This is a genomic window from Salmonella sp. WC3 (assembly GCF_042932255.1).
GTDB lineage: Bacteria > Pseudomonadota > Gammaproteobacteria > Enterobacterales > Enterobacteriaceae > Salmonella > Salmonella enterica.
Map to the genome: position 1 here is coordinate 1520830 of NZ_CP170629.1, position 14256 is coordinate 1535085.

At 47.1% G+C, this 14256-nt stretch carries 11 protein-coding genes, 1 tRNA gene and 6 pseudogenes; 7 read left to right on the forward strand and 11 right to left on the reverse strand.

Annotated features, from left to right (window positions below):
• The first annotated feature begins 75 nt into the window (after positions 1–75).
• The 5 genes and pseudogenes from fimA (at position 76) to sfmF (ending at position 5280) form a co-directional block, all read left to right on the forward strand.
• Complete coding sequence (gene fimA / locus ACFK9X_RS07135) at positions 76–630, forward strand: type 1 fimbrial protein subunit FimA (RefSeq protein ID WP_151115986.1); 555 nt, start codon at positions 76–78, stop codon at positions 628–630.
• A gap of 4 nt (positions 631–634) precedes the next feature.
• Positions 635–1087, forward strand: a pseudogene (locus ACFK9X_RS07140) (fimbria/pilus periplasmic chaperone); the annotation flags it as partial.
• A gap of 30 nt (positions 1088–1117) precedes the next feature.
• Positions 1118–3730 carry a fimbrial biogenesis usher protein gene (locus tag ACFK9X_RS07145; protein WP_151115988.1) on the forward strand — a complete coding sequence of 871 codons (2613 nt, stop codon included), beginning with the start codon at positions 1118–1120 and terminating at the stop codon, positions 3728–3730.
• A 14-nt stretch (positions 3731–3744) separates the two neighbouring features.
• Complete coding sequence (gene fimH / locus ACFK9X_RS07150) at positions 3745–4752, forward strand: type 1 fimbria D-mannose specific adhesin FimH (protein WP_151115991.1); 1008 nt, start codon at positions 3745–3747, stop codon at positions 4750–4752.
• Between the two features lie 9 nt (positions 4753–4761).
• Positions 4762–5280: a fimbria assembly protein gene (sfmF, locus tag ACFK9X_RS07155; RefSeq protein ID WP_000577507.1), complete on the forward strand. Its 519-nt coding sequence runs from the start codon at positions 4762–4764 to the stop codon at positions 5278–5280.
• A gap of 45 nt (positions 5281–5325) precedes the next feature.
• Here the strand turns inward: sfmF and fimZ are convergent, their stop codons facing one another.
• From fimZ to fimW, 4 genes are all read right to left on the reverse strand, one after another.
• The gene (gene fimZ / locus ACFK9X_RS07160) at positions 5326–5958 is read right to left on the reverse strand and encodes a fimbria biosynthesis transcriptional regulator FimZ (RefSeq protein WP_000801272.1); all 633 of its coding nucleotides are present in this window, start codon (positions 5956–5958) and stop codon (positions 5326–5328) included.
• Positions 5959–6560: 602 nt separating this feature from the next.
• Positions 6561–7283 (reverse strand): fimbria biosynthesis regulator FimY, encoded by a 723-nt coding sequence (gene fimY, locus ACFK9X_RS07165; RefSeq protein WP_115409237.1) that lies wholly within the window; start codon positions 7281–7283, stop codon positions 6561–6563.
• A gap of 18 nt (positions 7284–7301) precedes the next feature.
• Positions 7302–7613, reverse strand: a complete 312-nt coding sequence (locus tag ACFK9X_RS07170) for a diguanylate cyclase (protein WP_151115993.1) — start codon at positions 7611–7613, stop codon at positions 7302–7304.
• A gap of 161 nt (positions 7614–7774) precedes the next feature.
• Complete coding sequence (gene fimW / locus ACFK9X_RS07175; protein WP_000948629.1) at positions 7775–8371, reverse strand: fimbria biosynthesis transcriptional regulator FimW; 597 nt, start codon at positions 8369–8371, stop codon at positions 7775–7777.
• Between the two features lie 254 nt (positions 8372–8625).
• Here fimW and ACFK9X_RS07180 point away from each other — a divergent pair.
• Positions 8626–8702 (forward strand) — tRNA-Arg (locus tag ACFK9X_RS07180).
• 21 nt (positions 8703–8723) lie between these two features.
• Here ACFK9X_RS07180 and ACFK9X_RS07185 read toward each other — a convergent pair.
• The 7 genes and pseudogenes from ACFK9X_RS07185 to ACFK9X_RS07215 form a co-directional block, all read right to left on the reverse strand.
• A pseudogene (locus tag ACFK9X_RS07185) lies at positions 8724–8849 on the reverse strand (integrase); the annotation flags it as partial.
• A pseudogene (locus ACFK9X_RS07190) lies at positions 8818–9232 on the reverse strand (IS3 family transposase); the annotation flags it as partial. The pseudogenes ACFK9X_RS07190 and ACFK9X_RS07185, both read right to left, overlap by 32 nt.
• A gap of 34 nt (positions 9233–9266) precedes the next feature.
• The gene (locus ACFK9X_RS07195; protein ID WP_001541675.1) at positions 9267–9485 is read right to left on the reverse strand and encodes an IS3 family transposase; all 219 of its coding nucleotides are present in this window, start codon (positions 9483–9485) and stop codon (positions 9267–9269) included.
• Positions 9486–9871: 386 nt separating this feature from the next.
• Positions 9872–11524 (reverse strand): DUF6056 family protein, encoded by a 1653-nt coding sequence (locus ACFK9X_RS07200; protein ID WP_151115995.1) that lies wholly within the window; start codon positions 11522–11524, stop codon positions 9872–9874.
• Positions 11505–12424: pseudogene (locus tag ACFK9X_RS07205) on the reverse strand (glycosyltransferase family 2 protein). Before ACFK9X_RS07205 ends, ACFK9X_RS07200 begins: the two are co-directional and overlap by 20 nt.
• Positions 12421–12783, reverse strand: a complete 363-nt coding sequence (locus ACFK9X_RS07210) for a GtrA family protein (protein WP_000915524.1) — start codon at positions 12781–12783, stop codon at positions 12421–12423. Before ACFK9X_RS07210 ends, ACFK9X_RS07205 begins: the two are co-directional and overlap by 4 nt.
• Positions 12784–13652: 869 nt before the next feature.
• A pseudogene (locus ACFK9X_RS07215) lies at positions 13653–14027 on the reverse strand (ATP-binding protein); the annotation flags it as partial.
• Positions 14028–14030: 3 nt separating this feature from the next.
• Between ACFK9X_RS07215 and ACFK9X_RS07220 the strand changes: the two are divergent.
• A pseudogene (locus ACFK9X_RS07220) lies at positions 14031–14255 on the forward strand (efflux RND transporter permease subunit); the annotation flags it as partial.
• Position 14256 lies beyond the last annotated feature (1 nt).

Consider the following 14256-nt stretch of genomic DNA (forward strand, 5'->3'; position numbering starts at 1 on the left):
CATGCTATGTCGATAATAATTCAAACGGAGCCGACAGGATGCCGAAACCGGGTGTGTGTAATTCAAGGGAAATCCATGAAACATAAATTAATGACCTCTACTATTGCGAGTCTGATGTTTGTCGCTGGCGCAGCGGTTGCGGCTGATCCTACTCCGGTGAGCGTGAGCGGCGGTACTATTCATTTCGAAGGTAAACTGGTTAATGCAGCCTGTGCCGTTAGCACTAAATCCGCCGATCAAACGGTGACGCTGGGTCAATACCGTACCGCCAGCTTTACGGCGATTGGTGATACGACCGCGCAGGTGCCTTTCTCCATCGTCCTGAATGACTGCGATCCGAAAGTGGCGGCCACCGCTGCCGTGGCTTTCTCTGGTCAGGCAGATAACACCAACCCTAATTTGCTGGCTGTCTCCTCTGCGGACAATAGCACTACCGCAACCGGCGTCGGGATTGAGATTCTTGATAATACCTCTTCACCGTTGAAGCCGGACGGCGCGACCTTCTCGGCGAAGCAGTCGCTGGTTGAAGGCACCAATACGCTGCGTTTTACCGCACGCTATAAGGCAACCGCCGCCACGACGCCAGGCCAGGCTAATGCCGACGCCACCTTTATCATGAAATACGAATAATCCCGTCAGCGAACCCAAAAGCGAAAACACGCTGCGTATTATCTACGCCGGGCAACCGCTACCCGGGGATCGGGAGTCGTTATTCTGGATGAATGTGAAAGCCATTCCGTCGGTCGATAAAAGTCATATTGTAAGGAAAAACGTTCTGCAACTGGCGATTCTGTCGCGCATCAAACTGTTCGTGCGTCCGGCGAATTTGCCGCAGACGCCGGAAGACGCGCCGACCTTGCTGAAATTTTCCCGTGTCGGCAACCATCTCAAGATAACCAACCCATCTGCTTATTACCTCACGCTGGTCAATATCAGCGTGGGCGCGAAAAAGATTGATAACGTGATGATCGCGCCAAAAAGCGACATGCAAATTCCCTTACCGACTGGCGCGCAGGGCAGCGTGACATTTCAGACCGTCAATGATTACGGCGCATTGACGTCGGCGACAACGGCCAGTCTCGGTTAAGCAGAGAGCGTGAAGCCACACGAGAACACGATGAAGAAGACAACCTGGTTTGCAGGGCGATTTCCCGGTTATGTATCACCGTTAAGCGGCGTGGCGCTGTCGGTGCTGGCGGCGCTGTGTCCGCTGACGAGCCGCGGCGAAAGTTATTTCAACCCTGCGTTTTTGTCGGCGGATACCGCGTCCGTGGCGGATTTATCTCGCTTTGAAAAAGGTAATCATCAGCCTCCCGGTATTTACCGGGTGGATATCTGGCGTAACGACGAATTCGTAGCGACGCAGGATATTCGTTTTGAGGCGGGCGCCGTGGGCGCCGGCGATAAATCCGGCGGCCTGATGCCTTGTTTTACACCGGCGTGGATTAAACGGCTGGGCGTGAATACCGCGGTGTTCCCTGTCTCAGATAAAGGCGTCGATACCACGTGTATTCACCTTCCTGAGAAAATCCCGGGCGCGGAGGTCGCGTTTGATTTCGCGTCGATGCGCTTAAATATTAGCTTGCCGCAGGCGTCATTGCTCAACAGCGCGCGTGGCTATATCCCGCCGGAAGAGTGGGATGAAGGGATACCTGCCGCACTCATTAATTACAGTTTTACCGGTAGCCGCGGAACAGACAGCGATAGCTATTTTTTGAGTCTGCTGAGCGGGTTGAACTATGGCCCCTGGCGGCTGCGTAATAACGGAGCCTGGAACTATTCGAAAGGGGACGGCTATCATTCGCAACGCTGGAACAACATTGGCACCTGGGTACAGCGCGCCATCATTCCGCTAAAAAGCGAACTGGTCATGGGGGACAGCAATACCGGGAACGATGTTTTAGACAGCGTCGGCTTTCGCGGAGCGCGGCTGTACTCTTCTGACAATATGTATCCCGATAGCCTGCAGGGCTACGCCCCCACGGTCAGAGGGATCGCCCGGACGGCGGCAAAGCTGACGATACGACAGAACGGGTATGTTATCTACCAAAGCTATGTGTCGCCGGGCGCGTTTGCGATTACCGATCTTAATCCTACCTCTTCCAGCGGCGACCTTGAGGTGACGGTAGATGAAAAAGACGGTAGCCAACAACGTTACACGGCGCCTTACTCTACCGTTCCGCTATTGCAGCGTGAGGGCAGGGTGAAGTATGACCTGGTGGCCGGGGATTTTCGCAGCGGCAATAGTCAGCAGTCTTCGCCATTCTTTTTCCAGGGAACGGTGATTGCCGGCCTGCCTGCGGGGCTGACGGCTTACGGCGGTACGCAACTTGCCGATCGTTACCGTGCCGTGGTGGTCGGGGCGGGGCGAAATTTGGGCGACTGGGGAGCCGTGTCGGTCGATGTCACACATGCGCGTAGCCAACTGGCAGATGACAGCACCCATCAGGGGCAATCGTTGCGTTTTCTGTACGCCAAATCGCTGAATAATTACGGGACTAATTTTCAATTGCTGGGTTACCGCTATTCCACGCGCGGATTTTACACCCTGGATGATGTGGCATACCGCAGTATGGAAGGGTACGACTACGAATACGATAGCGACGGACGCCGCCATAAAGTGCCGGTGGCGCAGAGCTACCACAATCTCCGCTACAGCAAAAAAGGCCGCTTTCAGGTCAATATTTCGCAAAACCTGGGGGATTACGGGTCACTGTATCTTTCCGGCAGTCAACAAAATTACTGGAATACGGCGGATACCAATACCTGGTATCAACTGGGATACGCCAGTGGATGGCAAGGCATAAGTTATTCGCTGTCATGGTCGTGGAGCGAGTCGGTGGGGATCTCAGGCGCCGACCGCATTCTGGCATTCAATATGTCCGTTCCGTTTAGCATTCTGACCGGACGGCGCTATGCGCGCGACACTATTCTTGATCGTACTTATGCCACGTTTAACGCCAACCGCAACCGCGACGGCGACAACAGCTGGCAGAGCGGCGTGGGCGGCACGCTTCTGGAAGGACGTAATCTGAGCTACAGCGTGACGCAGGGGCGTAGCAGTAGCAATGGTTATAGCGGCAGCGCCAGCGCTAGCTGGCAGGCGACGTATGGCACGCTGGGCGTGGGATATAACTACGATCGCGATCAGCATGACTATAACTGGCAACTTTCCGGCGGCGTGGTCGGTCATGCGGATGGTATTACGTTTAGCCAACCGTTGGGCGATACCAATGTCTTGATTAAAGCGCCGGGAGCGAAAGGCGTGCGCATCGAAAACCAGACCGGCGTGAAAACGGACTGGCGGGGCTATGCGGTAATGCCCTACGCCACGGTATATCGCTATAACCGCGTCGCGTTAGATACCAACACGATGGACAACCATACCGATGTCGAAAATAACGTCAGCAGCGTAGTGCCGACAGAGGGCGCGCTGGTGCGGGCTGCTTTTGATACGCGGATAGGCGTAAGGGCAATCATTACCGCGAGGCTTGGCGGACGTCCGTTACCGTTTGGCGCGATAGTACGAGAAACCGCCAGCGGCATTACCAGTATGGTCGGCGATGACGGGCAAATTTATCTGAGCGGCTTGCCGCTAAAAGGTGAACTGTTCATCCAGTGGGGAGAGGGGAAAAACGCGCGTTGTATCGCCCCTTACGCCCTGGTGGAGGATAGCCTGAAGCAGGCGATTACGATAGCCAGCGCGACCTGTATCCGTCCGTCGTCATAAAAGGAAAAATAGAGATGAAAATATACTCAGCGCTATTGCTGGCGGGGACCGCGCTCTTTTTCACCCATCCCGCGCTGGCGACGGTTTGCCGTAATTCAAACGGGACGGTGACCGATATCTTTTACGACCTGTCAGATGTTTTCACCAGCGGCAATAATCAGCCGGGACAGGTGGTTACGCTGCCGGAAAAATCTGGTTGGGTCGGCGTAAACGCGACGTGCCCGGCGGGGACAACGGTAAATTATACCTACCGAAGCTATGTATCAGAATTACCGGTACAAAGCACCGAAGGAAATTTTAAATACCTCAAGCTGAATGACTACCTTCTGGGCGCGATGAGCATCACCGATAGTGTCGCTGGCGTATTTTATCCGCCCCGTAACTATATTCGCATGGGCGTCGACTCTAACGTGTCGCAGCAAATGCCGTTTGGCGTGCAGGACTCAAAGCTGGTTTTTAAATTAAAAGTGATACGGCCTTTTATTAATATGGTGACGCTCCCTCGCCAGACAATGTTTACTGTCTATGTGACGACCTCTACCGGCGACGCGTTGAGCACGCCGGTATATACCATTAGCTACAGCGGCAAAGTGGAAGTGCCGCAAAACTGCGAAGTGAATGCCGGACAGGTCGTGGAGTTTGATTTCGGCGATATCGGCGCGTCGTTATTTAGTCAGGCGGGGGCGGGTAATCGTCCGCAAGGCGTCACGCCGCAAACGAAAACTATCGCTATTAAATGTACCAACGTCGCGGCGCAGGCCTATTTATCTATGCGGCTTGAAGCCGAAAAGGCCTCAGGGCAGGCGATGGTGTCCGATAATCCGGATTTAGGCTTTGTGGTTGCTAATAGCAACGGTACGCCGCTCACACCCAATAATTTGTCGAGTAAAATTCCGTTTCATCTTGATGATAACGCCGCCGCTCGCGTAGGTATTCGCGCCTGGCCGATCAGCGTGACGGGGAATAAACCGGTGGAAGGGCCGTTTACTGCGCGCGGCTATCTACGAGTCGATTATGATTAAGGAGGCATAATGATCTTTCGGCGCGTTTTCATCGCTATCGGTTGTGTTTTGTTCAGCCCGCTGAGTCAGGCCAACTCATCTCTGGGCGAAGTGAATATTGAACTGCGCGGTAACGTGGTGGATTTTACCTGCGCCGTGGTGGCGGGCGACAGTAACAAATCGGTTAACCTCGGCACCTGGCCGACAAAACAGCTTCACGCCGCCGGTGACGCCACGCAACCGGTAGCCTTTAGCCTAAAACTTGAAGGCTGCCCGCCGGGGTCGGCGTCTATAACGTTTTCCGGGACGCCAGCGCCCGGCACGGCATTACTGGCGCTTGCTGATACGGCAATGGCGCAAAAACTGGCGATTGAAATTCGCGATGGCGATCAACGTCGATTGCCGCTTGAACAGGCCAGCAAGGCCGTCGATATTGACAACAATGGCAATGCTACCCTGAAATTCTATGCGAACTATATCGCCTTAGCCGATGGCGTGCAGCCCGGTCTTGCTAACGCGGATGCGACCTTCCTGATCAATTACAATTAGTGTCCGTTATTGTGGCTCCCGAACGATAATTCGCCGGGAGTACATTTACAATAATTCGTGTGATTTGGCGTAATCGATAAGCTCAACGATAGAGTGAAGGCCAAGTTTAGAAAATATATTGGCCTTATGCGCGCTGATAGTCTTGTTACTCAATAAAAGTTGCTCGGCAATTTCTTTGTTAGACATTCCATTGGCCAGATAGCGCAGCACGGTAACTTCGCGGTTAGAAAGTGGCATATCATGGTGCCCGCCTTTGGGGGGACGGGTATTACTGATAAAGTTAAGCGTCTCAGATGGAAAAAAAGAATAGCCGGATAAAATCATTTTTACCGCATTATAAATATCATTGAGGTCTTTGCGTTTACTTACAAATCCGTTTGCGCCCGCTCTTATTGCTCTTCCGGCATAAAAAGCCTCTGATTTCGACGATAAAAAAAGTATCCGGGTATGTTCTTGGATAGATTTGATTCGTTTAAGTAAGGTAAAGCCGTCGGTGCCCGGTAATTCAATATCCAGAATGACAAGGTCAACAGGATAAGTGCGCAGATACTCTATCGCTGTTCGGCTATCATCCGTTTTCAGGACAACCTGAATATTGCTATTTTTACCGAGTAAAACTTCGATCGACATTCTTACAATAGGGTGTTCGTCCATAATGATAACAGATGCAGGTTTCATTGTTGTATGCCTCAGACTGTTATGCGTCCTTCGTTTTAGAATAAGCGTCAGACACCTTAAAGATTGTGAAATAGCCAGATCTACACACCACACAGTGGAGCAATAATAAAGAATGAGACCTCCCTGTTGACTGGCTATTTTTCGTAAGAGTAATAAATATGTGGAATATCCATTTCGCACCAACAAAAAAGAAATTTCTGATTAAGTAAAAACAATATGGATTATACCTGGTCTGATTTCTCGGAAAAGTCTTGCGAAATGCGAATTATGGATAGCGGGTAGGATATTCTGTGACGTTATAGAAAATTTGTTCGTGGTGGAGCTATTTTCTTTGGAGTTGACATTGAGTAGTTTAAACTGTTGTTTTTAAGTATAAAAATAATATGAAAGACTAATTGTTTAGTATTTGTTATGTAATACAGAAAGATGTTGACGCTGGAGACCTCGAAAAACGAGGAGGAACAGGGGACGATGTAAGAAAAAATTTTTTATCGCTTACCAGGACGAGTTGTAAATATTAATTTTATGTGAAATATTTACATTTAATGGAAGTGAAAATAAGTAATTTCTTAAAAAATCTTATTCACCAAAACGTTACTTCGTTAAAAAATGTCGTGGAAAGTAACGTTTAGCTGCTGGACCAGCCGAAGAAAGCTTTGCCTGTGGGGAAGGTTAAGGAGGGTGATAAGTTGTTTAAGCCGGTAAACTACACGATGATAAGGTACGCTTTGCTGACGTGCTATTTCTTTTAAAGAGGCGCCTTGCGCTAAAGTTTCAATCATCAACCAGTCAGTACGGCTAAAGCTTTCCGATAAGCGAGGTTTGGAGGCTGATAACAAGGCTTCGCGTACTGAGGCCAGATTTTGTCGTCGCGACAGGACAAAAAAACGCCCAGCCATACGGATAAACTGTGTTATAGCGGGGGTTTTATCTGATACCAGCAGGTAAATCTGGATATCGCTTTGTTGCCAACTGAGCGCGCGTAGCTGGTTAAGCGCCTCAATACAGGAGACAGGTAGCGCCTCCATATCTACAATCAGTTGTCTGAGCGACCCCTTTTCAATCCACAAAGAAATGTCATCTAATGAGCGGAATGCTGCGGTACGTTTTCCGGAAAATAAGTAGTGACTCAATGAATAGCCGAGGTAGTTGTCAGTTGTAATTATTGCCTGAGAAATGATACCAACCGGCAAGGCATAATTGAGCTGTTGGTTCAGTAACTCAAGGCGATCAAATATCTGCGGCGTTGGAGAGTGATAACGGCAGGCGCAGTCTTTAGCATTTCTTAAACGGCGGTGTCTTTCCCTGCGTGGTACGCTGCGCATCCTGCTTTTTCCATTGCTCTAATATATATCTGGTAATATGGCTGGCCATAAATAACCTTGTTCCATCGTTGCACCAGCGTAAAAAGCAATGCTTCGTTGCTCTGATGTTTCAATGCCTTCCATCAGCATTAACTGCTGAAAAAAAACTTCGCTATCATGTTCTGACGGAAGTTGCGTCAGGACCTCATAGCCGATTAATTGCGCAGTTGAGAGATTAACGATTGGCTCAGATTTTAACAATTCGCTGTTGAGAAATGAATGACGTGTGGGCGAAGACGCCAGGTGTGGGGGATTTATCCTTTCCTTTAACAAAGTACCCTGTGCCACCAAACACTCCTCCAGGCATTTATGATGCAGCCATATATTTTCGACCCCTGAATCTATCAGGATATTATGGGCATCATTGTGGCAGCGTTAAAAAAATGCCTGTAGGTATCGTTACTTAATTATTGGTGAGATATTTCGTAAGCCTTGTAAAAAGTTAAGTGAGTTTACTTACTGAGTAAGAAATGAAGGTTAACTCTAATATATTTTAAAAACTGCTGCTCCGTTTTAACATGTAATTTTCGCATAATGCTCCGGCGGAGTGACTTTGTCTGCTCTTCAGAAAGTGAAAGTAAAGCGGCCGTTTCGCTTAAATGATAACCGCTGGCGATCAGTTTTAACAGGTGACGTTCTGTTACTGAAAAATGACGAGTCGTGCAGTAGTGGCAAATGCCAGAAGGGACGCTATGTCGAAGCGCTCGTTTATGTAAGATCAATATCATTTTCCGGGTAATTTCTTCAACATCATCTTCCCGATAAATATGCGGCAGCATATACAGACATGGTCTGAACATGAGCTTTTCTTTATCGCATTTATTACAAATAATCACCCGTAGCTGATGTTGGGTATGCATAGGTATCTGGTAACAGCCTGCGCTGAACCAATCATCATCCAGGGCCAGGAAAGCGATATCGGCATTATCTATCTCTTCTGGCGGCAGAAAGTCAATTTTCTGCTGCCATTGATTCGCCAGACGCGTCATGATGATTTTCAAACCATGCTCAAAGTGACTGTTTTGTTCCTTAATAGCGATACTCAGCATAAAAAATATCCTACACGGCAGGTGAATCATGGTGAAATATTAAAGAAACTTATTGATTTTCTAAATACTGGCGGCCTTAATTCCCACTTTATGCGTGCTGAGATGTGTCCAGGCGATTTCCTGGAACCTGGCATTGCGCCAGAAAAGACGATATTCGTACACTTAGTCAGCAACCAGAACAAAAGCCATTGACTCAGGAGTACCTGACCGTATAATTCTCGCGTTTCGTCTACACGAAGTCTTCACTTCACAAGGCGCCCTTAGCTCAGTTGGATAGAGCAACGGCCTTCTAAGCCGTGGGTCGCAGGTTCGAATCCTGCAGGGCGCGCCACTTATAAATCAACGTGTTACGTTTCTTTATTTCCTCCTTATTTTCCATATGGTACATATTTGGGACATCATCACCAAAAATGTCGTCTATTTTCCTCGCGTGTTCCGTTAAATGATTAGGCGCAAGGTGAGCATATCTGTGAATCACCACGGATAACCTGGACACTTCTGAGTCGTTGATGATATAGGTTTTCATATTCAGCCGGTGGCATCTGCTCGCTCGAACCATGCCGGCGTCTACTGTTATAAAACATTTCTATGTAATCAAAAATATCGCTTCTGGCTTCGTCTCTCGTTCCGTAGATCTTTTCCTTTATCCGTTCACGCTTCAGTAGCTGGAAAAAGCTTTCTGCAACCGCATTGTCATGACAGTTGCCACGACGGCTCATTCTGCTCTCCAGTCCGTGCGGTTTCAGGAGCGACTGCCATTCATAGCGGGTGATTACGTCGCCACACGGCCATCAGAAGCGCATTCAGGACTCTATCTTTTGTCATTCATGGTTGCAGTGACCAATTGAATCTATTGCGGCTTTTTTTTATATGTCCCGCTCGTCAGTAACCCGCTTCAACTCTTTCGGGAGTCGGCGGATTCCGGTCTGATCATCTGACTGCTCTTTATTTCTTTATTGGTGGAGGAGTTCGACCCGTACTTCTTTATCCTGGCGTAAAGACTGTGGGTAGTAATATCGAGATGTGTTGCGGCGCTGGAAACAGAATGGCCACGCTCAACGACCTGTCTTACCGCTTCAATTTTAAACTCTTCGGGATAACGTTTACCGCTCATAGGCACCTCTCTTTAAGTCATCTTAAATGGCTCTGAGGTGTCTGTTAAACCTGTGGCGATTCACATTGACCGCAGATTGTCAGGTTCCTTTACCCGGTAGTGAAACCAGTAGGGGGCAGTTTATCCGCACTAAAAGACGGTGTTCCTGCATCTGTGGTGGAGTTGAACCGGATGGGCTTTGGGCACATGCGTATCCTTGCGTGTATTGGTCAGTTGCCGGAGTCTGGATTAATGCACTATGGCTCCGTTGGGTTCTTTTTTGGGACTGATGGTGCATTGCGACTTCTTGCTAAGAAACCTGATGGGGCATTTGTGACATACGATATGTAGGAATCCCCGCCGCCCGTTACCCATTGGTGGCGGGGAACATTAATTATACATGAATGTTATTTAATTATTTCCGTAATATTCTCATTTGTCCTCGCCCCTGTTCTAACGTCCCATGTCCCAGATGTAATTGATTCTAATTCATTTGAATCTATGCCGTTAATCGCCCGCCCGGAAAGCCATCTTCCGTCTATTTGGAATGTCTTCTTGTCGACATCTGCATTTATAATTTTTCCATCCTTTGTTTTAAAGCTAATGAACATCGCTGTATTCTCATCAAGAGAATTAGCAGGATTTTTATTAAACTCAAATATTACAAAGGTTTTAATGCCCATTTGCTGTTTATATATCCATAATGATTTTATATAAACGTTGTTACATATTTTTGCGTTAATATTAAGAGGCTTGAAATTAAAGGCTCGTGAATAGTCGAAAAATCCTGGAGCAGTTATTTTCAAATCAATCCCGTAGTATCTAGACATTGCTTCACTGTTAAACGTATCAAGACTTGGGCCTGCATGCAGTACCGGTGGAAAGTAATAATCAGGAATTATCGCTTGATCTTGTTTGTTATGTTTCGCCCTGTCTATTATTTCTTCCCTAATCTCCGTTTGTTTGCTTATTGATTTAATTGATGAGTAATAGAGGATGTATGATGGGATGAAATATAAAAAAGCCATTGCATATGTAGTAACAGATAAATAAATGGAAGCCTTGTTAAATTTCGTAAATGCAGAATGAGCAACAAAGGAAATCGAAAGAATCATAAAGCAGAGTGCTCCATTGAGAGCCCTGCTGGGCATTGCAGGAGATGCAAGGAACGCAACATTTGCAGCAATTGCACCCAGCATGAATAAAAAGCTTCCAAACATAAGTTTGCTGCTACTATTCCTTGATAACACTACAGAGATTAGTAGTATTATAAATGCAATATAGACCTGCCAATATGCCCCCATTGCTGATGGCAGCCTTTCTGAAAAGTGCTCAAGAACCCTCCATGCAAGTGGTTGATTGTACCAGTCTTGTATTGTAGACGCACGGGATAGGTTTCCCGGAGCCAGCAGGAGAACCCCCGCGCCTATTGCAGATCCGAATACGCCAATCAGTAAATATTTATTTCTATTCATTATAAAGAAATATGCTACAGAAATTAATACAACTACAAGAGATGTATTTTCATTTGAGCAACCTGCAAATATCGATGATATGGCATATACAAAGAGTATTAAATTGGATTTTTTACCATTGCTTAAATATATAGAAATTAGTATATAAATGGCAATGAACATGTTGGTCCATAAGTAATTTGCTGACCCAACAAGCCAGAAGTTAGTTTGACCGAGGGCTGGATTTGCAACGAAGTATAAGAAAAATAAGAAAATCATCACATATGGGGACGGTGACGACTTTGTTAATGTAGCTGGGATCATTGTCCAGCACAACACCATTAATGTTAGCGCTGCTGAGTTTATTGCATTGTAAATATGCGGGGAGAAAAACTTTAATAGAGATGTGCTGATCGTATCTGACACAACCCTTCCGCTCCATCCCAAATAGTGCATTTTTACGCTAGAAAGCGAAAGCTCTCTTAGGGCATAAGTATAGTCATCAGAGTTCATTGGTGTGATAAATCCTATTGAATACACCAACGAGAAAACTATAAGGATAGCGATTACCATTTTTAATCTATTGTTAACCATTTTTCTTCTCATTCTTAATTATGTACTTAGGCCTTTTTTTTGTTTCTATGTAAATCCTGCCAATATATTCCCCAAGAATACCTATTCCTATCAATTGAACGCCACCCAGAAAAAGTACAGAAACAAGAAGAGACGGGTAGCCAGGAACATTATTTCCAAATATTAATTTATCAATAATCATCCATGCACCGTAAAGGAATGACATACCTGCAATAAACAATCCAATGTAAGTCCATATGCGGAGCGGAAATGTTGAGAAAGAAGTTATTCCTTCCAGCGCCAGATTCCATAATTTCCAGCCATTGAATTTTGAATCGCAGGCAACACGCTCAGCGCGGGCGTATTCAACTACATCAGTCTTGCCGCCCACCCATGACAGAACGCCTTTCATAAACAGATTACGTTCTGGCATCTGTTTAATATTTTCGACAACCTCACGGCTCATTAACCGGAAATCACCGACGTTCTCTTCAATTTTCGGATTGCTGATTTTATTGTGCAGCTTATAAAACCATTCAGCTGTCTTACGCTTCATGCGCCCGTCAGTTGAGCGGTCTGAGCGCTTAGCCAGCACCATATCCGCGCCAGCCTGCCACTGAGATGGGGGATAACTTCTATCGGATCCTGTAAATCGACATCAATAGGAATGACCGCATCCCCGGTTGCATGGTCGAGACCCGCGAAAAGAGCAGGTTCTTTACCGAAGTTTCGCGTAAACGAAAGCGGAATAACGAGCGGATCAGATGCAGCTATTTTGTTAATTATTGATTCAGTCGCATCTTTGCTTCCGTCGTTGATGAAAACAATCTCAACTTCATACGGTTTTAGCTCTTCAAACTCGCGAACCGTTTTATAGAAAATAGGTATCGTGGCTTCTTCATTGAAGACCGGAACGACTAACGAGACTTTCATTTCGCATCCCTAAAGACAATGAAATTTGAATAAATGAATCCGCATATCAGGCTGATAGCTGAAAAGGTGACAAGAGTAAGGAGTGGCGGCAGGGAACATTTGTCAGCCATCCAGCCAACAACGGCGCTCAGTGTTCCCATAAACCCCACGTACATCATGTAGCGAAGCGTGGTGGTGCTGGCATTAAAGGTGAAGCGCGCATTGGCATAGAAGCTGAACGATACGGCGATAACAAAACCGGAAAAGTTCGCCAGCGCCTGATGCGTATGCATCCCATACACACAAAAAGCAAATACGCCCCAATGAATAAGCGTGTTAAGAACACCGATCGATGTGTACTTAGCGAATAACTTCAACATTATGAAAATCAGCGGATTCGGAAAGGTCTGGAGTGTAGCACTACAAATTGCTTTGATCGATATAAACGATCAATAATGTGATATTTGATAGTTTAAACTTATTGTTATATTATTAATTGATCGTTGTTGCCGATCAATAGGTATTGCTGATTGCTAAGTAGTTTGGGACAAAAACGGGACACACAAAGCTTTGCATTGGTTTGCAAGGCTTTGCATGTTTTTCGAGGATGGGGCGAGTGTGAGCGCCGTAGTAATGGGATAACTTGTTGTTAGCTCAGGTAGTTCCAGGAACATCTAAGCCGTGGGTCGCAGGTTCGAATCCTGCAGGGCGCGCCATTTAACCTCTCAAAATTATGTTAATCCGTAAGCTTCTGCGGGGGCGACGTTGTGCCATCCGCAGTACGTGACGCTAATATGCAAATAACTAATTGTGTTTAATCTGTTTATGGTGCTCCTCAGCCTGGATCTCATGGGCGAAAGAATGGGCATTATTCATCGATTGATGGATGACCATTGCTTTTTCATAGTCGTCCATTTCAGAAAAGGGTGTCGCATTTTCCACAGGAGTCGGGGCGCTGGTTTTCTGTGTCTAAGCCATTTGCTGGTGCGCGAAGGCGTCACCGTTATTCATCATCTCATGCGCGGTGACGGATAATTGGCGGGATTCCATTTTCTCTGCGACTTTTACGCCAGCTGAAATAAAAAAACGACAGCTAAAAGGGATGTAAACTTATTCAACTTATTTCTCCGGTGTGGGTTAATAAGAGAAATAATAAAACAGTCGTTGAGTCTGGCGCGTGACGGGATAATGACGATGATGTCAGATTATTTTGCTGGTTAGCGATAGCGCCTTTCACTATCGCTACAGTTCAACGGAGGTGTTTGGGTAATGTCAAAATAAAACGAGTAGCGCGCGTATCGGAGGTGACAGAAACTTTTCCCTGATGCGCAATGACGATGGATTTTACAATTGCCAGGCCTATACCGCTGCCTTCCCCTTTACGCTGGCGGGAGGGATCAACCCGATAAAAACGATCGAAAAGGCGCGGCAAATGTTCCGGCGCGATTGGCGTACCGGGGTTTTCAACAATAATATGTATCTGGTCGTCCGCTTCTTTTATCCGAAGAGTAATGGTTTTACCTGGCGGCGTATAGCGCATCGCATTAGAGAGTAAATTACTGATCGCTCTGCGCAGCATGATGGGATCGCCGGTGATTCAGCAGGCGCGGCCTTCAAAGCGCAAGCTCCCAACACCTTTTCGGCAGAAACACTCAATGAGGCGCTCTACCACGGGGCGGTGCTCCGGGTGCGGCCAAAAGCCATGACGGTAGCGGTGATTATCGCCGGTCTGCTACCTGTTTTATGGGGGACCGGCGCGGGTTCTGAGGTGATGAGCCGTATTACCGCGCCGTTGCTGTCGCTGTTCATCATTCCGGCAGCCTACAAGCTGATGTGGCTGCGCAGGCATCGTC

Excerpts from the sequence above, each read along its gene's own strand:
- fimY (WP_115409237.1), bottom strand. The coding sequence starts at position 7,283 with ATGCGCAGCGTACCACGCAGGGAAAGACACCGCCGTTTAAGAAATGCT.
- ACFK9X_RS07200 (WP_151115995.1), bottom strand. The coding sequence starts at position 11,524 with ATGAGAAGAAAAATGGTTAACAATAGATTAAAAATGGTAATCGCTATC.
- fimH (WP_151115991.1), top strand. The coding sequence starts at position 3,745 with ATGAAAATATACTCAGCGCTATTGCTGGCGGGGACCGCGCTCTTTTTC.
- ACFK9X_RS07210 (WP_000915524.1), bottom strand. The coding sequence starts at position 12,783 with ATGTTGAAGTTATTCGCTAAGTACACATCGATCGGTGTTCTTAACACG.
- ACFK9X_RS07145 (WP_151115988.1), top strand. The coding sequence starts at position 1,118 with ATGAAGAAGACAACCTGGTTTGCAGGGCGATTTCCCGGTTATGTATCA.
- fimW (WP_000948629.1), bottom strand. The coding sequence starts at position 8,371 with ATGCTGAGTATCGCTATTAAGGAACAAAACAGTCACTTTGAGCATGGT.
- fimZ (WP_000801272.1), bottom strand. The coding sequence starts at position 5,958 with ATGAAACCTGCATCTGTTATCATTATGGACGAACACCCTATTGTAAGA.
- ACFK9X_RS07195 (WP_001541675.1), bottom strand. The coding sequence starts at position 9,485 with ATGAGCGGTAAACGTTATCCCGAAGAGTTTAAAATTGAAGCGGTAAGA.
- fimA (WP_151115986.1), top strand. The coding sequence starts at position 76 with ATGAAACATAAATTAATGACCTCTACTATTGCGAGTCTGATGTTTGTC.
- sfmF (WP_000577507.1), top strand. The coding sequence starts at position 4,762 with ATGATCTTTCGGCGCGTTTTCATCGCTATCGGTTGTGTTTTGTTCAGC.